General features: G+C 61.8%; 19 protein-coding genes. 5 read left to right on the top strand and 14 right to left on the bottom strand.

Features of this window, described 5'->3' with window-relative positions; genetic code table 11:
* Positions 1 to 118: 118 nt before the first annotated feature.
* On the bottom strand, positions 119 to 715 hold the full coding sequence (locus P8A24_RS01060; protein WP_278058870.1) for a YPDG domain-containing protein: 597 nt from the start codon (positions 713 to 715) through the stop codon (positions 119 to 121).
* Positions 716 to 804: 89 nt separating this feature from the next.
* On the opposite strand from P8A24_RS01060, the gene P8A24_RS01055 reads away from it, so the two are divergent.
* The 3 genes from P8A24_RS01055 to P8A24_RS01045 all read left to right on the top strand — a co-directional run bounded on the left by P8A24_RS01055 (position 805) and on the right by P8A24_RS01045 (position 3,109).
* Positions 805 to 1,389: a LytR C-terminal domain-containing protein gene (locus P8A24_RS01055; protein WP_278058868.1), complete on the top strand. Its 585-nt coding sequence runs from the start codon at positions 805 to 807 to the stop codon at positions 1,387 to 1,389.
* A 202-nt stretch (positions 1,390 to 1,591) separates the two neighbouring features.
* Positions 1,592 to 1,876 carry a helix-turn-helix domain-containing protein gene (locus P8A24_RS01050; RefSeq protein ID WP_278058867.1) on the top strand — a complete coding sequence of 95 codons (285 nt, stop codon included), beginning with the start codon at positions 1,592 to 1,594 and terminating at the stop codon, positions 1,874 to 1,876.
* Positions 1,877 to 3,109: a type II toxin-antitoxin system HipA family toxin gene (locus tag P8A24_RS01045; RefSeq protein WP_278058864.1), complete on the top strand. Its 1,233-nt coding sequence runs from the start codon at positions 1,877 to 1,879 to the stop codon at positions 3,107 to 3,109.
* A gap of 133 nt (positions 3,110 to 3,242) precedes the next feature.
* Here P8A24_RS01045 and P8A24_RS01040 read toward each other — a convergent pair whose 3' ends face one another.
* From P8A24_RS01040 to cysS, 5 genes are all read right to left on the bottom strand, one after another.
* Positions 3,243 to 4,625: a uracil-xanthine permease family protein gene (locus P8A24_RS01040; protein ID WP_278058862.1), complete on the bottom strand. Its 1,383-nt coding sequence runs from the start codon at positions 4,623 to 4,625 to the stop codon at positions 3,243 to 3,245.
* 162 nt (positions 4,626 to 4,787) lie between these two features.
* Positions 4,788 to 5,297 carry an ASCH domain-containing protein gene (locus tag P8A24_RS01035; RefSeq protein ID WP_278058860.1) on the bottom strand — a complete coding sequence of 170 codons (510 nt, stop codon included), beginning with the start codon at positions 5,295 to 5,297 and terminating at the stop codon, positions 4,788 to 4,790.
* The gene (locus P8A24_RS01030; protein ID WP_278058858.1) at positions 5,294 to 6,688 is read right to left on the bottom strand and encodes a hypothetical protein; all 1,395 of its coding nucleotides are present in this window, start codon (positions 6,686 to 6,688) and stop codon (positions 5,294 to 5,296) included. Before P8A24_RS01030 ends, P8A24_RS01035 begins: the two co-directional genes overlap by 4 nt.
* Positions 6,689 to 6,710: 22 nt before the next feature.
* Positions 6,711 to 7,682, bottom strand: coding sequence for a 23S rRNA (guanosine(2251)-2'-O)-methyltransferase RlmB (rlmB, locus tag P8A24_RS01025; RefSeq protein WP_278058856.1), 972 nt, complete (start codon positions 7,680 to 7,682; stop codon positions 6,711 to 6,713).
* Positions 7,683 to 7,684: 2 nt separating this feature from the next.
* On the bottom strand, positions 7,685 to 9,109 hold the full coding sequence (gene cysS, locus P8A24_RS01020) for a cysteine--tRNA ligase (protein WP_278058854.1): 1,425 nt from the start codon (positions 9,107 to 9,109) through the stop codon (positions 7,685 to 7,687).
* A 208-nt stretch (positions 9,110 to 9,317) separates the two neighbouring features.
* On the opposite strand from cysS, the gene P8A24_RS01015 reads away from it, so the two are divergent.
* A complete protein-coding gene (locus tag P8A24_RS01015) occupies positions 9,318 to 10,784 on the top strand; it encodes an MFS transporter (RefSeq protein WP_278058852.1) in 1,467 nt (488 codons plus the stop codon).
* Positions 10,785 to 10,855: 71 nt separating this feature from the next.
* Here P8A24_RS01015 and P8A24_RS01010 read toward each other — a convergent pair whose 3' ends face one another.
* The 7 genes from P8A24_RS01010 to P8A24_RS00980 all read right to left on the bottom strand — a co-directional run bounded on the left by P8A24_RS01010 (position 10,856) and on the right by P8A24_RS00980 (position 16,950).
* The gene (locus P8A24_RS01010; RefSeq protein ID WP_278058829.1) at positions 10,856 to 11,854 is read right to left on the bottom strand and encodes an inorganic phosphate transporter; all 999 of its coding nucleotides are present in this window, start codon (positions 11,852 to 11,854) and stop codon (positions 10,856 to 10,858) included.
* A 2-nt stretch (positions 11,855 to 11,856) separates the two neighbouring features.
* Positions 11,857 to 12,474, bottom strand: coding sequence for a DUF47 domain-containing protein (locus tag P8A24_RS01005; protein ID WP_278060253.1), 618 nt, complete (start codon positions 12,472 to 12,474; stop codon positions 11,857 to 11,859).
* Positions 12,475 to 12,978: 504 nt separating this feature from the next.
* Complete coding sequence (gene ispF, locus P8A24_RS01000) at positions 12,979 to 13,467, bottom strand: 2-C-methyl-D-erythritol 2,4-cyclodiphosphate synthase (protein ID WP_278058827.1); 489 nt, start codon at positions 13,465 to 13,467, stop codon at positions 12,979 to 12,981.
* Complete coding sequence (locus P8A24_RS00995) at positions 13,460 to 14,341, bottom strand: IspD/TarI family cytidylyltransferase (protein WP_278058825.1); 882 nt, start codon at positions 14,339 to 14,341, stop codon at positions 13,460 to 13,462. The genes ispF and P8A24_RS00995 overlap by 8 nt, the downstream gene beginning before the upstream one ends.
* 82 nt (positions 14,342 to 14,423) lie before the next feature.
* Entirely contained in the window at positions 14,424 to 14,951 is a 528-nt protein-coding gene (locus P8A24_RS00990) for a CarD family transcriptional regulator (RefSeq protein ID WP_278058823.1), read from the bottom strand.
* An 81-nt stretch (positions 14,952 to 15,032) separates the two neighbouring features.
* Positions 15,033 to 15,746 (bottom strand): response regulator transcription factor, encoded by a 714-nt coding sequence (locus P8A24_RS00985; RefSeq protein WP_278058821.1) that lies wholly within the window; start codon positions 15,744 to 15,746, stop codon positions 15,033 to 15,035.
* A 1-nt stretch (position 15,747) separates the two neighbouring features.
* On the bottom strand, positions 15,748 to 16,950 hold the full coding sequence (locus P8A24_RS00980; RefSeq protein ID WP_278058819.1) for a sensor histidine kinase: 1,203 nt from the start codon (positions 16,948 to 16,950) through the stop codon (positions 15,748 to 15,750).
* 160 nt (positions 16,951 to 17,110) lie between these two features.
* On the opposite strand from P8A24_RS00980, the gene phoU reads away from it, so the two are divergent.
* Positions 17,111 to 17,758 (top strand): phosphate signaling complex protein PhoU, encoded by a 648-nt coding sequence (gene phoU / locus P8A24_RS00975; RefSeq protein WP_278058817.1) that lies wholly within the window; start codon positions 17,111 to 17,113, stop codon positions 17,756 to 17,758.
* 273 nt (positions 17,759 to 18,031) lie between these two features.
* Here phoU and P8A24_RS00970 read toward each other — a convergent pair whose 3' ends face one another.
* On the bottom strand, positions 18,032 to 18,772 hold the full coding sequence (locus tag P8A24_RS00970; RefSeq protein ID WP_278058815.1) for a phosphoglyceromutase: 741 nt from the start codon (positions 18,770 to 18,772) through the stop codon (positions 18,032 to 18,034).
* Positions 18,773 to 18,792: the final 20 nt, after the last annotated feature.

Raw genomic sequence — 18,792 nt, 5'->3', positions numbered from 1 at the left:
CCCAATATGGCGTTCGTCACTGTCGCCAAAAACGAGTGTGGCGGCGAACCCTTCGGCTCACCGCCACACCCACGCCTAGCTCCACATACTAGGCACACCACGTGTCAGTGGTAGTTATTCAGTTGTTCTCCAGCTCGGTCCACGGAACGCTAGCAACATTCGGGTCCGTCTTGGAGTCGTCAGCCTTCGGATCGTCGGTCGCTACCGTCGCGCCCTCAGCGGGAGCGCCACCAGCGTTCTTCGACACCACCGGCTTACCCGGGAACGTGGACGTATCGCCCCACGACGCCGGTGCTACCGGATCCACCACGGTCACGGTGATCGTGGTCTTATCGGACTCCTTCGACTGATCCGGGTAGGTAACCTGCACCGGGATCGTGTAGGTACCCGGCTTCGTACCAGCCGGGATCACTGCAGTGACCTTGCCTGTGGTATCGATCTTCGGCGTGACACCCGACTTGTCGGTACCCGCAACAGCGATACCGGAACCAGCCGGGATCGCGTCCGGGCCGCCGAACACGATGTCGACAGTCTCGCCAGCCTTGCCAGCGCCCTTGCCGTTACCCGGAGTCGTCACCTCGTCGGTGGTTGTCTTCGGCTCGGGCTTCGGCGTCGGGACGCCCACCGACGTCGGGACGCCCACCGACGTCGGGAATCCCGCCAACGTCGGGACTCCCGTGCACAACTCCGTCAATCCAGCCAGGCGTTGCTCCATACGCAACGCCTCACCCAACTGATTGAGTTACGCACACACAAAACACGCGAAGAATGCGCCACCGGCGCAATACACGGTAAATTGGGAGGGTGAACGTCGAAATTTCCGCACGCCAGCGCTACCAGCAGCAACTACAACGCCGCCAAACGGTCGTGTTTGGTTCAATCCTCTCCGCCATGGTGGCCCTCCTCCTGCTCGGCGCCGTCTTCTGGACCGGCCTCACCCCATTCCCCTTCGACCCCGGATTCTCTGCGCCAGCGAAGCCCATCAGCACCCCGTGCCCCACCGGAACCAAACCGGTGGACCCCAAGACCATCACCGCGCAGGTCTACAACTCCACCACGCGCACCGGCCTCGCCGGCACCGCCGCGAAAAACCTGCAGGCCAACGGCGTCACTGTTACGGAAAGCAGCAACTGGTCCGGGCGCGCACTCGAGCCATCTGCAACAATCTTCGCCGGCGCCGGCGGGATCGACTCCGCCTACACGCTGCGCGCATTCTTCCCCGGGTCCACCGTGCAATTCGACGCCACCCAGACCAACGACTCCGTCTACGTAGTGCTCGGAACCGACGAAAAAGACATGGTCGCAAAGCCAACAGCCGAACAGTACGCTACAGCCATGCAACCTATCGAAGGATGCCAGGCCGTGAAGTCCGTGGGCGACAGCAAGTAACGCTCACCCGGATTGGCAGTGGGGAGCGGGCCAGTATGGCCCGCTCCCCACTTACTTTTCAAGGGGATACGGAAACATCTCCCGAACTATGCCCATCTGAAATGTTCGGCTTTAGAGCTTTCACATAAGCACCTCTAATGGTTAGAATAATGGCCATAATATTTGTTTATGGATCAGATTCAAGCCATAGGGGGGGGAGAATATGAGTGGCTATAATATTGACCGAGAACTCATCGAACTCGGCACGAACATTCGCAACTGGCGCATGATCCTCGGCGTCACCGCACAGCAGCTCAGCGAGCGCGGAAACATCTCCCGATCCACACTAAGAAAAATCGAAAACGGAGATCCCGGCGTCTCCTTCAACTCCGTTGCCCAAGCCCTCCGCGGGCTCGGGCTCCTCCGCACTGTCGTCGACTCCACCGATCCCCTCACCACCGATATCGGCCGGCTCCGCGCAGACCGCCTCAACCGGAAGCGAGCATAAATGAACCACTACGAAGTCTGTGAAGGAAACACCGTCGTCGGAGACGCCTACTTCACTCGATCACGTCACTCGATCTCAACAACGTTCCTGTATCGCCCCGATTACCTTGCCAACGCAACACTAGCCATCGACCCCACTCTCCCACTCGTTACCGGGGCACAATACACCCCTGGGCTACCAGGAGCATTCGCGGACTCGGCACCCGACCGATGGGGGCGTCACCTCGTTGACAAAGCCGAACGTGCCAAAGCCAGAGAAGAAAAACGCTCCCCGCGCACACTCGACGAACTCGACTACCTGCTCGGCGTCAGCGACGATGTGCGTCAAGGATCGCTGCGCTTCCGAGAACCCGGGAAAGCATTCCTCGGGCCAAACTCCACAGTCCCACCGCTCATCGAACTCCCCAAACTCTTACACGCAGCCCAATCGGTGGACTCCGACGACTCGATCGCAGCCATCAAATTTCTTCTCGACACCGGCACCACAGGCTTGGGCGGAGCACGCCCCAAAGCCGCCATCCAAATGGAAGACGGCACATTAGCCCTTGCAAAATTCCCCTATCACTCCGATTCATGGGACGTGATGGCCTGGGAGGCACTCGCGCTCACACTCATGGAAAACGCCGGAATTCGAGTGCCCACGTTCCAGCTCGTTGAAGTGGGGGAAGCCCACGCACTCGTCCTTCAACGGTTCGACAGGGCGTTTTCTGCGCGCATCGGATACCTCTCCGTAATGAGCGCCCTCGGTGCACACGACGGAGACCACCGCGACTACCTTGATATCGCAGACGCCATCAGAGATCTCTCTGTTGTACCTCACCTTGATCTGCACGAACTTTACACGCGGCTCGCGTTCTTCGTAGCAATCGGGAACACCGACGATCACTTACGCAACCACGGTTTCCTACACACCGATGACCTCAGCAAGCGCGACGGCTGGACACTCAGCCCAGCATTCGACATCAACCCCAACCCGGCGCCCGGCGCCCGGCGTGCCACAACGATTCTCGGGGCGGACAGCGCTCCAGACGAGGCACAAGCACTGCGCGAGTTCGGGAGCGCGTGCGATCTTGATGCGGACACAGCTCGAGATATTGTACGCAGTGTTTTTGCTGCCGTTCAGGTGTGGGAAGTGGCGGCAACACAGCTTGGGATCCATTCATCGGAACGTAATGAGTTCCGGGAAATGTTTGTGGGACGTGCCGATGCGCTTCGGGAGGCGTTCGGGCTTTAAAAGCGAACTTGGAGGCCGGCGGCGCGGGCGGGGCCTTATAGCTCGTCTGGTGCGCGGAAACCGAGTGTACTCAGGGGGCCGGCACGCCATTGTGCCGGCCCCGCTTACCGTTTCATTGCCCTACGCCTCACGCTCAGCGGGCCGCCGGGCGCGGATGCTTCGGGTTAATGTGCGGGGCGTCGCCTTCCAGCTCACTACCCGCAGGCGCCGACGCCGGGCTGGCCGACTCGATCGACGTCCCGCGCCAGCGCGAAAGCGCACGCATCACGTGATAGATGATGATCGCGCCGAAGGAACCCATCGCGATACCCTCGAACGTCATGCCGTTCACCACCAGTGTGTAGTTCGCAATCGCCATCACCATCGCAACCGCCGCCGTATTCAGGTTCACCGGATCCGAGAAATCCACACGGTTCTGCACCCAAATGCGGATGCCGAGCATGCCGATCATGCCGTACAGCACGGTGGCCGCGCCGCCCAGCACGCCCGGCGGGATCGTCGCGATCAGAACGCCGAACTTCGGGAGCATCGACAGCACCAACGCAAACAGCGCCGCCACCACGTAGGCAACCGTAGAGTAGACGCGGGTCGCGGCCATCACGCCGATGTTCTCCGCGTATGTGGTGGTGCCGGAACCGCCGCCAACGCCGGCGATCGCCGTCGAGATGCCGTCGGCGAAGAGCGCACGGCCGGTAACGTCGTCGAGATTCTGGCCCGTCATCGCGGAAACCGACTTCACGTGTCCAACGTTCTCGGCGATCAGCACCAGTACCACCGGGACAAACAAGCCAAGCAGCGTGAAATCGAACGCCGGCGCATGGAAGTGCGGGATACCCACCAGCGGCGCCTTCCCGATCGCCGAGAAATCCACCTCACCCTGCGCGACGGCGGCAATGTAGCCAACCGCAACGCCAATCAGGATCGACAGGCGGCCAACGATGCCCTTGAACAGCACCGTCACCAGCAGGATCGCCACAATCGTGACCGTGGCCGTGACCGGCGCTGCCTTCACGTTATTCCACGCCGCCGGAGCCAAGTTGAAACCAATCAGGGCAACGATTGCTCCGGTGACCACCGGGGGCATCAGGCGGTCAATCCAGCCCGAGCCCGCGAAGTGAACAATTACGCCAATCACCGCGAGGGTCAGACCCACCGCAATGATTCCGCCCGAAGCGAGAGCAGCCTTCGCCGGATCCAGCGGCGCACCGCCGTTTGCCACATAACCCGTGACCGCGCCGATCGGCGCAAGTAAAGCGAAGGACGACCCCAAATAGCTTGGGAGCCGTCCTTGAGTAATACCAATGAAAAGCAACGTTCCAACGCCGGTGAAGAAAAGCGTTGTTGCCGGATCGAAACCGGTGAGCAGAGGAACGAGGAACGTTGCACCGAACATTGCAACCACGTGCTGGGCGCCGATGCCGATTGTGATCGGCCAGCTCAAACGCTCATTCGGCAACACCACCTCCCCGGGAGCAATAGAAGTGCCGTTACCGTGAAGTTTCCAACCGAAACTCATTGCGTCTCCTTTGTGAGATTCCACAGGGACACCAGATGGTGTTCGGGAGATCATCGTATGTGCCCGCCCGCCTTCCGGACAAATTCGCTGGTTGTTACGTTCACCATGTGAGACGGCGGGCGCCACCTCATGTGTGACGCCCGCCAGCCCCTCAAGATCGGATTACTCGGCGCGGTAGGCTACCGTAAACACCTCGGCGACAATCTCGTCTGATTCCTTAAACTGGCGGCCCAGCATATCTGCCACCATTCCGAAGAAATCGCGGTGATCCTCCTGCCACTTCGCCAGATCCGGCTGGCCCTCGGCCTCGGCAATATCAGCGCCAACTTCCGAGAACGGCAGAACGTCCACACGCTCGTTCGAGAGCAACGCGCGCGGACGGCCCGCACCATCAAGCATGATCGCGAACTCGCCGACCTTCGGCAGCGCAACCCCCTCAGCCTCGTATTCGGGCTTGTAGCTCACGGTTGCGCGCTTCTTGCCAGCAAGCACGAGCTCCGCCGCCTCGTCTGCCTGCTCCGGCGTGGAACCGAAAGCGAATGCCGGCGGACGCAAAGACGCAAGATCATCCTGCCCAGTGAACCCTGCCACCGGCTCGATACGCATATGGGTGACAGCGTTGCGCCAGAAAGCATCGAGATTTTCTTCGGTCGGTTCAACGGCCTCGCTCATTTTTCCTTCTTCCATTCTTCGATGTGCGAACCTTGACGATCCATCACGTTCATCATCCAGTTTGTAGTCAACACGCGAACCACACCAGATGCAAGCAGAAGCCCACCGCCGACCAGCGACAGCCCGGCACGCTTGCCCTTCTGCTTTCGCCCGATCCCGTGGGCGATCAGCGCGCCACCGAGAGCAGACTCTGCCGCCGCCATCACGCCTGGCACCCATGGCCGCTCAACTGTGAGCTTGCGAAGCGTGTTCATCACGGACGAATCGATCGCCCCCTCTCCTGCGAGCTCCCACGCCACGGTTTCTTCGAAAGCATGCGTACCCGGGCTGGGTTCGAATACGCGAACACCAAGCGCTTCGAGTGGCGCGCCTTCCACCAGCACTTCGATATATTCCTCGCTCAGACCAAGCGCACGAATAAACGCTGATGCGCCACGTTCGGCAGGCTCGAGGAGCGCCGAACGCACATCCTTAAACGACGCCGACACCGCATCCGCAACCGCCATCCGCGCCACGGCTCCGGCGCCCAGCTCGTCGTGGGCGAACAGGGCCGCCGGCCCTTTCGGCTCCGCCGCGATCCACTCCACGAGCGGCAATTCGCCTTCCCAGCGCCAACGCAGACGCACGTTATCGCGCTTGATGAACAGTTTCGCAGCACCCTCCACCGGCACCGTGAGCGCAATCATCACACTCGGCCGCGGCAACGCCACACGCCCGAGATTAAACCGATCACGCGCCACAAGCACCCGCAGATCGCCCAATTTCGACACGGCGATCGGCTGCGCCTCCGCGGCGGCGAGCACCGGCATTTCGCTCATTGGCACGTCCGCGAGCACGAGGCTCGGACCGCTCTCCCCCGCGAGCGCGGCGAGCGTGGCCGCGTCCGGAGTGGGCGGAGTGAGCACCGAATCAGACGTCGGAATTGTATCCACCGACGCCGGTTCCGCCGGGTTCACGAACTGGGCTTCGCCCACACCGCGCTCCCCCGACGCCGGTGCGCCAGTTGCTGCTCCGTTCGGCTCGTCCATTTCCATGGCTTCTTCAAAGAAAGGATCGAGATCCTCGTCTGTGACAAATACCGACCCGAGATCGATCTCTCCATGAAGCACCGCACCATCGAGCTCCACCGAAACTTTGCGCAACACACGCTGCATCTCTTCAGCGAGCTCGTGAACGCCACGGCCGCGGAACACCTCGCCGTCCTCATCAAGTGTGGCGACGCGACGCCGGCGACCCGCGATAGCGACCTCGAAATCGTAACCGAAGTCATCGTCGGCACGGCCACGTGCAATAATTCGCTCGTCCGCAAAAAACTTCTCAATGTCGGCATCCGATACGAGTTCCGGATCGAGCCTTTGAATATGCCCACTCACGGGCCTCCAAAACGCCATGACTCCTCCTTGAATCAGTTTCTTACTTCGAGCGTAGTTGATCGATCTGGTAGAGCGCGATTCCTGTAGCGACGGAAGCGTTGAGCGATTCCATCTCAGACGCAATCGGGATCTGAGCAATCGCATCGCATGTTTCGCGAACCAGGCGCGACAGACCAGCCCCCTCCGAGCCGGTGACCAGCACCAGCGGCACATCCGCCAGCGAGAGGGTCGGGATATTCTCCTCACCACCGCCAGCCAGGCCAACCACAAAGTAACCCTGCGACTTCAGCTCCTCCAGCGCACGAACCAGGTTCGTCACGCGCGCAACCGGCACGCGCGCAGCAGCACCCGCACTCACCTTCCACGCGGTGGCGTTCACGCGCGCACTGCGACGCTCCGTAATCAGCACTCCATCCGCACGGAACGCCGACGCCGAACGCAACACCGCTCCAAGATTGTGTGGGTCCGTCACGGAATCCAGTGCAACGATCAGGCCCGGGCGGCCCGATTCCGCTCCGCGTTCCACAAGATCCTCAAGATCCGCGTACTCGTGCTCCGGCACCTCGATCGCGATGCCCTGATGCACCTGGCCGTCTGTCATCTTGTCGAGCTCGGTACGCGACACGTCCACCAGCGCCACCCCGCGCTCCATCGCGGCCTGCGCCACTTCCGTCACGCGCGGATCGTTCGACATCGACGACACAATGAACACGCGCTCGAACGGGATCCCGCTCGCCACAGCCTCCGCCACCGGGTTACGGCCAGAAACCAGCTCAAACCCCTCCGGCGTGTGCAAGAAACCACGAAGCTTCGGGCCGGCCGCACGCTTCGCACGCGCCTCGGCCTCCTGCTTGCGCTTGTACGCTACGTGATAGGTACGATCCTCCGCTTTCGGCGTCGGCCCCTTGCCTTCCAGCCCGCGACGGCGCTGGCCCCCCGAGCCAACCCCACGGGAACCCTTCTTCGCACCTTTACGAACAGCGCCGGGGCGCCCTCTACCCTGACCAGCCATACTTACTCTCCCAACTTCCAGGTGGCGCCATCCGCCGAATCTGCAACAGTAATACCAGCGCCAGCAAGCAGATCACGCATCGCATCTGCCGTGGCCCAATCCTTTTCCGCGCGAGCCGCCGCGCGCTTGTCCAAAACATCCTTCACCAAGGTATCGAGCGCCCTCATCGCGACCGAACCCTCACCCTCACCGCCACGCCACTGAGGCGAAAGCGGATCCAACCCGAGCACATCAAGCATCGAACGCACCAGCAGCTGCTCAGCGCGAACCGCCTCCAGTTCCCCAGCCGCGAGTGCCGAATTACCACGCTTCACATGCTCATGGATCACCGCGAGCGCGGCCGAAACATTCACATCATCATCCATCGCCGCCGCGAACTCCGCCGGAAGATCCGCCGGGGCCAACGCCAGCTCGCCCGCCGGCACTTCGCCCACAGCATCCGCCGCACGCTCCACGAAACCCTTCAGGCGATCCCACACAGCGCCCGCTTCACGCAGAGTCTTCTCCGAATACGCCACCGTGGACCGGTAGTGAACAGTGCCCAGCGCGAAACGCACCAGCACCGCCGGATACTCCTTGAGGATGTTCTCCACCGTGAGCGAGTTACCCAAAGACTTACTCATCTTCTCGCCGTCGATGGTCACCCACGCGTTATGCATCCAGTACTGCGCGAACCCGTAGCCCGCGCCGTGGCTCTGCGCCTGCTCGTTCTCGTGATGAGGGAACCGCAAATCAATACCGCCGGCGTGAATATCGAACCTCTCGCCCAGATACTTGCCGCTCATCGCCGAGCACTCCAAATGCCAGCCCGGACGCCCGCGCCCCCACTTGGTGCTCCACTTCGCCGTCTCCGGCTCTGAATCCTTTGCCTTCTTCCACAACGCAAAGTCGTGCGGGTTGCGCTTATCCGGCTCACCCTCAGCCTCATCCACCGCCAAATCCTCAACGCGCTGGTTCGTGAGGGAGCCATAATCGGCCTGCGAGCTCACGTCAAAATACACGTTGCCTTCATCCGTGGCATACGCGTGTCCACGCTCGATCAGACGCTCCACCAGCGCCACCTGCTCCGGAATATGCCCGGTAGCGTGCGGCTCGTATGTAGGACGGATCACGCCCAGGGCATCGTATGCAGCCGTGAACTCCTGCTCGAACTTGTACGCCCACGCCCACCACGGCCACCCAGACTCGGCAGACTTGTTCAAGATTTTGTCGTCAATATCCGTCACGTTGCGCACCAACGTGACCTCGTACCCCGAACGAATCAGCCACCTGCGCAACACATCAAACGCAACCGCGCTACGCATATGCCCGATATGCGGCGAACCCTGAACCGTGGCACCACACAGGTACAACCCCACCTTGCCCTCGTGGAGCGGATGGAACTCTCGAACTGCCCTAGCCGGCGAATCATAAATCTTTAGCGTCACGGCTCCAGTTTACAGGAAACGCCTACCCTCCCCCGGCCCACTTTCACGCCCGTGGAAAAACCCGGCGCTGGGCGCGAGTGTGGAAAACTTTTCGCTACCCGACGCCGGTGTACCAGCCGCGCTCATCCCCGCAACTTGCGCACCGCCGTCGGAAAAACGGAGCCTACTCCAGCCACAAAACCGCGCAAAAACGCGATAAATTGGCACCATGTCGAAACAGAAGAACACTCAACGCTCCGGCGCGTACTTCCTGCCCGGGGAGCGCGCCGTCACCGACCCGGCCGGCGGATCCACCGTGATCCACGCACGCCGCACTCCCGACACAATCGGCACCGGTGAGCCCGGCGAAGGCAGCGGCAAAAAACACTGGATCATGTTCCCCCACGTCATCTCGTGGGGACTGTGGGATTGGGCCGGCGCCGCGTTCAACTCGGTCGTCACCACGTTCGTGTTCTCCGTCTACCTCGTCAAAGCACCCGGCTTCGGCTCCCACGCCAACACCGCCCTCGGCTACGTCCTCGCCGTGGCCGGCCTCATCATTGCACTCTCCGCGCCAACCCTCGGCCAATCGGTAGACCGCTCCGGCCGCCGCGCCACCGTCCTGCGCATCACCACACTCACCGTTTCGCTCGTCACCGCGCTCATGTTCTTCGTCTCGCCCGGCTGGTGGCAACTCTGGCTCGGCCTGCTCCTGCTCGCCGTGGGAAACATTGCTTTCGAAATCGGCTCGGTGATCTACAACTCCATCCTCACCGACATCGCGCCGCGCAAAGATTTCGGCAAAATCTCCGGATTCGGCTGGGGCATGGGATACATCGGCGGCATCGTGTTGCTGCTGACGCTGTTCGTCGGCTTCATCCAGCCCGACGTCGGCTGGTTCGGCGTGACCAGCGAAAACGGCTTGAACATCCGCGTGGCCGTGCTCATCGCCGCGATCTGGAGCTTCGTGTTCTCGCTCCCGCTGATCGTCACCTTGCGCGACGTGCCACCCACCGCCGACGACGCACCCGAAGGCATCACCGAGGCCTACCGCGAAGTCTGGGCCTCACTCAAGCGCATCTGGGCTGAAGATCGTTCCCTCGTCTGGTTCCTGATCTCGTCCGCGATCTACCGCGACGGCCTGGCCGGCGTGTTCACCTTCGGAGCAATCCTCGCCGGCGCCGCATTCGGATTCGCCGAAGGCGAGATCATCATCTTCGGCGTGGCTGCCAACGTCATCGCCGGCATCGCCACCATTGGATTCGGCTACCTCGACGACATCCTCGGACCGCGCAGGGTCATTATCTTCTCCGTCGGAGCGATGAGCGCAATCGGCCTCCTCGTCTTCATCTTCCACAAGGGCGTTTTCGGGTTCTCGCCACACGCCGTCTACTGGGCGCTCGGGCTGGCACTCTGCGTGTTCGTCGGGCCCACCCAGTCGGCCTCACGCACCTACCTCGCACGCATCGCGCCTCCCGGCGAAGAAGGCGAAATCTTCGGCCTCTACGCCACCACCGGGCGCGCCGTCTCCTTCCTTGCGCCGTTCATGTACTCCACCGCGATCACGCTCGGCGCGGCGATCACCGGCATCACCCTCAAGGAAGCCGCCTACTTCGGGATCCTCGGGATCGTGGTAGTGCTACTCGGCGGCCTGTTCACCTTCATCCCTGTTAAACCCCTCGAACACGACGTGTAGATCGCAGTGTTTGAGCATAGCGAAGGCGGCCGGGGTTTTCCCGGCCGCCTTCGTCCATCTACCGCGCGCAACTACATAATCGCGTGCAGGATCGTGAACGTAATCATCGCGAACGCTGCCGACGCCGGTAACGTCAAGAACCAACCGCCCACAATATTCCCGGCCACGCCCCAACGCACTGCGCTACGACGCTTCGTCGCACCCACGCCCATCACCGCGGACGTCACCGTGTGGGTCGTCGAAATTGGCGCATGCCACAAGAACGCCGTCGTGTACAACACCGAAGCCGCCACCGATTCCGCAACGAAACCACGGGCCGGATCCACGGCCGTAATGTTGCGGCCAAGCGTCTTCATAATGCGCATACCACCCGTGTACGTACCCAGCGAAATCGCCGCAGCCGCGCCGATCTTCACCCACAACGGAATCGACGTGCCCTCGTGGTAGCCGCCGGCCACCAGCGCAAGCACAACAACGCCCATCGTCTTCTGAGCGTCCTGCAGGCCGTGACCGAGCGCAATCGCCGCGCTCGAGAACAGCTGCAACTTACGGAAACCGCGCATCGTCTTCTTGTATGTCGCCCGCTCGAAAGCCTTCAGAACGATCTTCATCCCGACGTACGCCAACACAAAACCAACCATCGGCGAGAGGAACATTGGGATCACGACCTTCTCGCCGATCACTGCCCAATGCACCGTCACCGACGCGGCAATACCCGCGCCCGTCAACCCGCCAATCAGCGCGTGCGACGACGACGACGGCAACCCGAACCACCACGTGATCAGGTTCCAAATGATCGCGCCCAGCAAGCCCGACGCAACAACCACCAAACCACGATTATCCTGCGGCGGCGAAACAATACCCGAGCCGATCGTCTCGGCCACGCCCGTACCGATCAAGGCACCCACGAAGTTCATCACAGCAGCCATCTCGAGAGCACGGTTCAAGCTCCACGCGCGCGTAGCAACAGCCGTCGCCACCGCATTTGCCGCGTCATGGAATCCGTTGGTGAAATCAAAGATGAACGCCACAACGACGATCATCAAAACCAAAAACAGAGTAAGACTCACGCCTACGACTCCTTGATCGCGATCGTCTCAACCACCGCAGCAAGGTTTTCGAAACGATCGATCGCACTCTCGAGGCGGTCCACCACGAACTTCATGCGCATCACGGCCATCATGTTGGCATCGTCGTCGGCGAACAGATCCGAGATCAGGTTACGGTACACAGTGTCGCCATGGTTTTCCAGCTGGTTGATCTCCACCCAGTAGGCGCGCATGTGCTCGTCGATCTTCTCGAGCTTACCCAGAAGAGTCATGGTCACATCCGCACACTTTTGCAGAATATCGATCAGCTTCAGGGCATCCGGCGGCAGCTCGTCCACCTTGTACAGCACCATATTGCCGCCGGCTTCGTCGATCATGTCTACACAGTCGTCGATCAGGGAGGTCAAATTAAAAAGATCCTCCCGATCAAAAGGAAGCACGAAGCTCCGATTGATCGTTTGGATCACTTTGTGGCTCGCCGCGTCGGCGTCGTTCTCAACTGCGTGCAGTTGCGTGTAAAGAGATTCTCGCTCCGAACGTTCCGCATGCGCGAGTTCGGTCAGAACCTTCGTCGCTCGGCCTAGATGCGTTGATTGAGCTTCAATCAGATCAAGCACCGAATCTTTATGAGACAACCGCATACCCACAGCGCTCCTTCAATATGAAAACAAATTTCCATGCCAAGAATATGCCATCGTGATCGGAAAAATATACTCAAGAAGTCCTAGGGGCGATTTTTTGTCGGTTTTTCGCGAGTGCGAGTTCAGGCTGAAGTGTACGACGTCGGTATGATTCCCGACGCCGGTCGCGCGGCTTGCACTTGCGCAGCTTGCGCTTGCACAGCTTGCGCTTGCACAGCCTGCACTTGCGCAGCCTGCACTTGCGCAGCGCGAGTTGTGCACGGGAAACCCGTGCACAACTCCGTCAGATCAGCTAGGCGTTGCTATATGCGCAACGCCTCGCCCGATTGATTGAGTTGTGCACACACAAACCATGCCCTGAAAGCAAGCCAAACCCCACCGGCCGCACACACCCCAACCACCGACACCGGGTTCCCCGTGCACAACTCCGTCAGATCCGCTAGGCGTTGCTATATGCGCAACGCCTCGCCCGATTGATTGAGTTGTGCACACACACCGCACGCCCTATTGCTGATAGACCAGTGCCGAGGCGAGGGCCGCGAGGCCCTCGCCTCGGCCCGGGAACCCGAGATGATCAGTCGTCGTTGCCGAGACCGAACACGGCGCGCCCAGCACCTCACTCATCGCCGCCTCAGCCTCCGCCTTCCGCGGCGAAAAACGCGGCTTCGGCCCGATGATCTGCACCGACGCATTCACGATTTCCCAGCCTGCCTCACGCACCAGCCTCGCCGCCTCACCGAGCAGCCGCGCGCCGGAAGCCCCCGCGAACTCCGGCCGATCCACACCAAACACGCTTCCAAGCTCGCCCACGCCCGAGGCGATCAGGATCGCGTCGGCAACGGCGTGCGCAGCAACGTCGGCGTCGGAATGCCCCTCGAGCCCCACAACTCCCGGCCACTCCAGGCACGCCAACCACATCGGCCGCGCCGGATCTGTCGAAAACTGGTGAATATCGGTAGCCACCGCCGTGCGCAAATTTCGTGGATCAAACATCGCTCCCCTTCCGCCGCTGTTCACACAGGAATTCTGCCACGGCCAAATCGAATGGCGTTGTGATCTTCAGGCACTCGGCATCTCCTGGAACAGCCCATACCTGCTCGCCGATAAGCTCCACAAGCGCGGCGTCGTCCGGAGCCGCACTGAGCTCCGAGGCGCTGAGCTTCACACCCTCCGCGTGCGCGCGTTTGACCAGGTCAGTGCGGAAACCCTGCGGGGTTTGAACGGCCCGCAACTCCCCGCGATCCACAGTTTCGCCGAGCGGCTCAGCCCCAGCCGGTGCACTTCCCCCGACGCCGGAGCCGCCGATTCGCTTCATGGTGTCTGTCACCGGCATCACCGGGACCACTGCGCCCGCGCCCGCCCGAACTGCCTCAACCACACGGCGAATCACGGCCGGCGGGGTCAGACAACGCGCCGCATCATGAATCAACACCACGTCCGCATCCACCGCCGCGAGGCCGTGCGCTACGGACTCCTGGCGCGTCCCACCGCCTACCACGCACCGCACCCGAACGACGTCGGCGCCCGGCTCGTCTGATCGCCCGATAACATCAGAGCCCGGCTCACGGCCGCGGCTCTCAGCCCCTATTCCTCCACCAGCGTCGGCGCTGCCCTTCGCACCCCAAAAGCCGGGCGTCGGTGTCGCCAACAGAGCAAACTCATCCGCGAGACCCGCAAGAACCCGCTCAAACTCAGCCTCGTGGTCTGCCGGAACAGTCACCACGACATCGCGAACCCCAGCCGCCACCATGCCACGCACCGCATGCACAATCAGCGGCTCCCCCGCCAGCTCAACCAGCGCCTTCGGCACGCTCGCACCCAGGCGCGTGCCCGAACCCGCCGCCGTCACCACCGCCGCAACACTCATGATGCCTCTTCCATTTAACGTAAAAGCGGTGGCCGCACGCCCAAGCGCGCGGCCACCGCCACAACTCATCACCAAAACGCGATCACTCGTCTGCCGACTCTGCCGAATCAGGGCTCGGCACGTACTCGCCCAAAACCTCGTTCAACAGCTCTCCGGCAGCAGCCTCATCAACATCGCGCGCCAAGGCGATCTCCGACGCCAAAATCCCGCGGGCCTGCGTGAGCATGCGCTTCTCGCCGGCGCTCAAGCCGCGATCAGCATTACGACGCGTCAGATCGCGCACAACCTCGGCCACCTTGTTCACATCGCCCGAGGTGAGCTTCTCACCGTTCGCCTTGAAGCGCCGCGACCAGTTGCTCGGCTCCTCAACATCTTCTTCGCGCAGAACGTCGAAAACGTGCTCGAGCTGCTCTTCGTTTGAGACGTCGCGAACGCCCACTTCCTTAATGGAATCAGCGGGGACCTGAATCACCATATCGTTCTGGAGCACGCGCAACGTGAGGTACAAACGCTTCTCCCCACGCATGGTCTTTTCCGAGATATCTTCGATCTCCGCAGCACCATGGTGCGGGTAGACGACAGTTTCTCCGACCTTCAACTCAACGCTCACAAAAACTCCTCCGCTGCCTGCGCGCCACGGCCTCTCCGCTCGCATACACAGTCCAATTCGCACCCCATTCTACCAAACCGCCTATTTTTCGGGGTGCTCGAGGAGCTTATATCCGAGCCCGCGAACCGTCACTAATTGGCGCGGATTCGCCGGATCTTCCTCAATTTTCGAGCGGATACGCTTGACGTGAACATCTAAAGTTTTCGGATCCCCGATGTAGTCCACTCCCCACAGCGCATCGAAAATCTGGGTGCGGGTGAGGACCCGATTCAGGTTCTCCATGAGAAGTTCGAGTAGCTCGAATTCACGCAACGGCATCGCCACAGGTTCACCATTCACGCGAACCTCGTGAGCTGCAACGTCCAGTTCCAGCCCGCCCGCGCTGAGCACGTCCGCCGACGCCGACGCCCCGCCCCCGGCTACACCCGCGGATTTCTCGAGGCGCCGCAGAATTGCGCGGATTCGCGCAAGGAGCTCACGGTACGAGTAAGGCTTGGTGACGTAGTCGTCGGCGCCAAGTTCGAGCCCGACCACGCGGTCGATCTCCGAATCCTTGGCGGTCAGCATAATCACCGGAACATCCGATTCGTCCCTGACCTTGCGAAACACTTCTTCGCCGCTCATCCCTGGAAGCATGAGATCGAGCAGGATGAGGTCTGGGTGGGCGTTGCGGAAGGCCACGACGGCTTCAGGCCCGCTCGGCGCGGTCAGCACGTCGAAGCCGTCGCGCGTGAGGTTGAATTCGAGAGTTTCGCGGTAAGTTGGCTCGTCGTCGACCACCAAGATTTTCGTCATGTTAGTTCTCCTCTCCAACGACGCCGATGGGCTGAGTTTCGCCAGTTTCGCCGACGACGCCGGTGGGCTGGGTATCGCCTCGCGCCCCGGCGTCGGGAATCACGAGGGTGAAAGTTGAGCCGCGGCCGACTTCACTCCACAGGCGCACTTCGCCGCCATGTTCGGCGGCCGCGTGTTTGACGATGGCCAGGCCGAGGCCGTTGCCACCGGCGTCGCGGGTGCGGGCCTCGTCGCCGCGGAAAAATCTTTCGAAAATCCGGCCGCGGATTTCGGGCGGGACGCCGATACCGGCGTCGACGACGGCGATCTCGACGTTACCGTCACGGCGGGAAACTCCCACAGAAACTCGCGTATTTTCACGCGAATAGCGCACTGCATTGTCGAGGAGGTTGCGCAGGGCGCTGACAAGCATCTGCTCAGATCCGCGCACTGTGAGGCCCGTTTCCCCGCCGCCGACCAGCTCCACGCCGCGGGCGACGGCGCCGACGCGGGCACGATCGAGAGCCTCAGCGACCACTTGATCCACACTCACCAGTTCGCGTTCCATCGCCACACCGGACGTGACACGCGAGAGCTCCATAATTTGGCTCACGAGCTCGGAAAGCCGCTCGGTTTCGCGGGCCAGGCGGCCGGAGAAATGGGCCACGGTTTCAGGGTCTGACGCGTTCGTTTCGATTGTCTCCGCGAGCAGGCGAATCGCGCCAACCGGAGTTTTCAACTCGTGACTCACGTTCGCCACAAAATCCTGGCGCAACGCCTCCGCCTGATGCTCGGCTGTGACGTCACGGAAAAGAACCAGGACAGCGCCGTCGTCGAGCGGAACCGCACGCACCTCAAGCTGACGCACCCCCAGCTCCCCGCGCACCGGAACCACCTGCGCCTCCGGGGCGAAAGGCGCGTCGGCGTCGGCGCGGGCCGTCGCCACAATCTCAGTAAACTCACCGCGCAGCCGCGCACCAACAAGCAACCCAAGCGACGCCGCATCGGGCGAAGCATGCAGCGCCTCGCCGCGCCGATCCACAATCACCGAGCCGAGCGGAAGCGCGCGAAGTACGTCCTCCACGCCGATCTTCTCCGCCGCCGCCCGGCGCCGGCGCTCGTGAATCTCGCGTGAATTCGCAGCGTGCACCGCGTAAAACACCAGCGCACCGCCGATCGCCACGCCGATCAGCAGGCCAACCAACAAGAGCGTCACATGGTTCATACCACTACAGTAACCGACGTCGGCGGCGGTACTCGAAGTGTTCTCCTGATGTTTACCTAACTAGCGAGCACAATTCACCACCGGCTGGTTAAATACGGGTAAATGCGGGCAATTCCGCCCGGCCGAGCATGGCGCTCGCGCCGCAACAGAAGGAGAAAATATGCGCGAACAGTTCCGCCTCGAAATGCACGAGCTGTACGACACCCTCATCGCCGAGACCAAAGGCGCCGCGCGTGCGATGCGCCTCGCAGCCGAGTCTTTTAAGGACGCGAACCTCGCGCTCGCGGAGCAAGTGATCGACGCCGATCAGAAGATCGATCTGCTCGAGCGCAACGTGGACGAGATGGCGATCTCGCTGCTGGTGCGACAGGCGCCGGTGGCGAAGGACTTGCGGACGGTGGCGTCGGCGATGCGGCTGAGCTCGACGATCGAGCGCATGGGCGATTTGGCGCGGCACGTGGCGTATGTGGCGCGTGGCCGCTACCCGGCGACCGTGGTTCAGGGGCCGGTGTACGATCTACTCACGGCGATGGCCGATCAGGCAGCGCTCGTTGGCGAGAAGGTGGCGAAGCTGGTGGAGACGAAGGATTTGGCGCTCGCCCGCGAGATCCTCGCCGACGACGATGTGCTTGACGACCTGCACCGCAAGTCGTTCGATTACGTGCTCGACACTGAGCTTGAGCTGAGCCGCCAGGAGATCGTGGACATTATTCTGCTGGGGCGCTACATGGAGCGCTACGGCGACCAGGCCGTCAACGTGGCCACCCGCATGCAGTTCCTGATCACTGGCATGGAGCCCGAGGCGTAGCGAGCCGGGCGCAGTGCGTAGCTCCTGACCTACAGATCCGGGGATCTCGTGCATAACTCAATCAAATCGGCGAGGCGTGGAAACTATTTCCACGCCTCGCTAAAGTGACGGAGTTCTGCACGGCGAATCGGGGCCGCGGCCGCGCGAGCGGCGACCCAGCTACGATAATTTTGCCACTCAGTGCGAAATGGGGGTGCGGGTTGAGCGACAAGCTCAACCCGCACCCCCATTTGATTCACACCGCGCGAACCTCACTGGTTGCGCGGCGAAAAATCACTTGCCCTGGTTCGCCACAGCCTCGATCGCAGCCTTCGCGGCCTCCGGATCGAGGTAGGTGCCGCCCTTGGTCACCGGCTCGAGGGTCTCCTCGTCCAGCTCGTAGTAGAGCGGAATGCCGGTGGGCACGTTGAGGCCAGAAATTGCCTCGTCCGAGATCTTGTCCAGGTGCTTGATGATCGCGCGGAGCGAGTTGCCATGAGCAGCAACCATCACCGTCTTGCCAGTCTTCAGATCCGGCACGATCTCGCCCTCCCAGTACGGAAGCAGACGCTCAAGAACGTCCTTCAGGCACTCCGAACGCGGAATCGGCTCGCCAGCGTAACGCGGATCGGTATCCTGCGAGAATTCCGAGCCCAGCTCGATTTCCGGCGGCGGAACATCGTACGAACGGCGCCACAACATGAACTGCTCCTCGCCGTACTCGTCGCGGATTTCCTTCTTGTTCTTGCCCTGAAGCGCACCATAGTGGCGCTCGTTCAGGCGCCAATCACGCTTCACCGGGATCCAGTGGCGATCAGCCGCATCAAGCGCAAGGTTGGCGGTCATGATCGCGCGGCGAAGAAGCGAGGTGTGAAGAATCTCGGGCAGGACGCCGGCGTCCTTCAGAAGCTTGCCACCGCGGCGAGCCTCCTCAGTACCCTTCTCGGAGAGCGGCACATCCACCCAACCCGTGAAGAGGTTCTTCGCGTTCCATTCACTTTCACCGTGACGGAGGAGCACAAGTTTATAAGTCATATCAGCTTCCCTATCAGTGG

It is taken from the genome of Arcanobacterium wilhelmae (genome assembly GCF_029632765.1).
GTDB lineage: Bacteria > Actinomycetota > Actinomycetes > Actinomycetales > Actinomycetaceae > Arcanobacterium > Arcanobacterium wilhelmae.
Note: the sequence above shows the minus strand (reverse complement) of the source record. Positions and strands in the feature narration are given on the sequence as shown.

What these genes read in the sequence shown, in the direction of transcription:
- P8A24_RS01005 (WP_278060253.1), bottom strand. Translation starts at nt 12,474, where the DNA reads ATGCGGTTGTCTCATAAAGATTCGGTGCTTGATCTGATTGAAGCTCAA.
- P8A24_RS01015 (WP_278058852.1), top strand. Translation starts at nt 9,318, where the DNA reads ATGTCGAAACAGAAGAACACTCAACGCTCCGGCGCGTACTTCCTGCCC.
- P8A24_RS01045 (WP_278058864.1), top strand. Translation starts at nt 1,877, where the DNA reads ATGAACCACTACGAAGTCTGTGAAGGAAACACCGTCGTCGGAGACGCC.
- P8A24_RS01060 (WP_278058870.1), bottom strand. Translation starts at nt 715, where the DNA reads ATGGAGCAACGCCTGGCTGGATTGACGGAGTTGTGCACGGGAGTCCCG.
- rlmB (WP_278058856.1), bottom strand. Translation starts at nt 7,682, where the DNA reads ATGGCTGGTCAGGGTAGAGGGCGCCCCGGCGCTGTTCGTAAAGGTGCG.
- phoU (WP_278058817.1), top strand. Translation starts at nt 17,111, where the DNA reads ATGCGCGAACAGTTCCGCCTCGAAATGCACGAGCTGTACGACACCCTC.
- P8A24_RS01050 (WP_278058867.1), top strand. Translation starts at nt 1,592, where the DNA reads ATGAGTGGCTATAATATTGACCGAGAACTCATCGAACTCGGCACGAAC.
- P8A24_RS00985 (WP_278058821.1), bottom strand. Translation starts at nt 15,746, where the DNA reads ATGACGAAAATCTTGGTGGTCGACGACGAGCCAACTTACCGCGAAACT.
- P8A24_RS00980 (WP_278058819.1), bottom strand. Translation starts at nt 16,950, where the DNA reads ATGAACCATGTGACGCTCTTGTTGGTTGGCCTGCTGATCGGCGTGGCG.
- P8A24_RS01035 (WP_278058860.1), bottom strand. Translation starts at nt 5,297, where the DNA reads ATGAGCGAGGCCGTTGAACCGACCGAAGAAAATCTCGATGCTTTCTGG.
- P8A24_RS00995 (WP_278058825.1), bottom strand. Translation starts at nt 14,341, where the DNA reads ATGAGTGTTGCGGCGGTGGTGACGGCGGCGGGTTCGGGCACGCGCCTG.
- P8A24_RS01040 (WP_278058862.1), bottom strand. Translation starts at nt 4,625, where the DNA reads ATGAGTTTCGGTTGGAAACTTCACGGTAACGGCACTTCTATTGCTCCC.
- P8A24_RS00970 (WP_278058815.1), bottom strand. Translation starts at nt 18,772, where the DNA reads ATGACTTATAAACTTGTGCTCCTCCGTCACGGTGAAAGTGAATGGAAC.
- ispF (WP_278058827.1), bottom strand. Translation starts at nt 13,467, where the DNA reads ATGTTTGATCCACGAAATTTGCGCACGGCGGTGGCTACCGATATTCAC.
- P8A24_RS01030 (WP_278058858.1), bottom strand. Translation starts at nt 6,688, where the DNA reads ATGGCGTTTTGGAGGCCCGTGAGTGGGCATATTCAAAGGCTCGATCCG.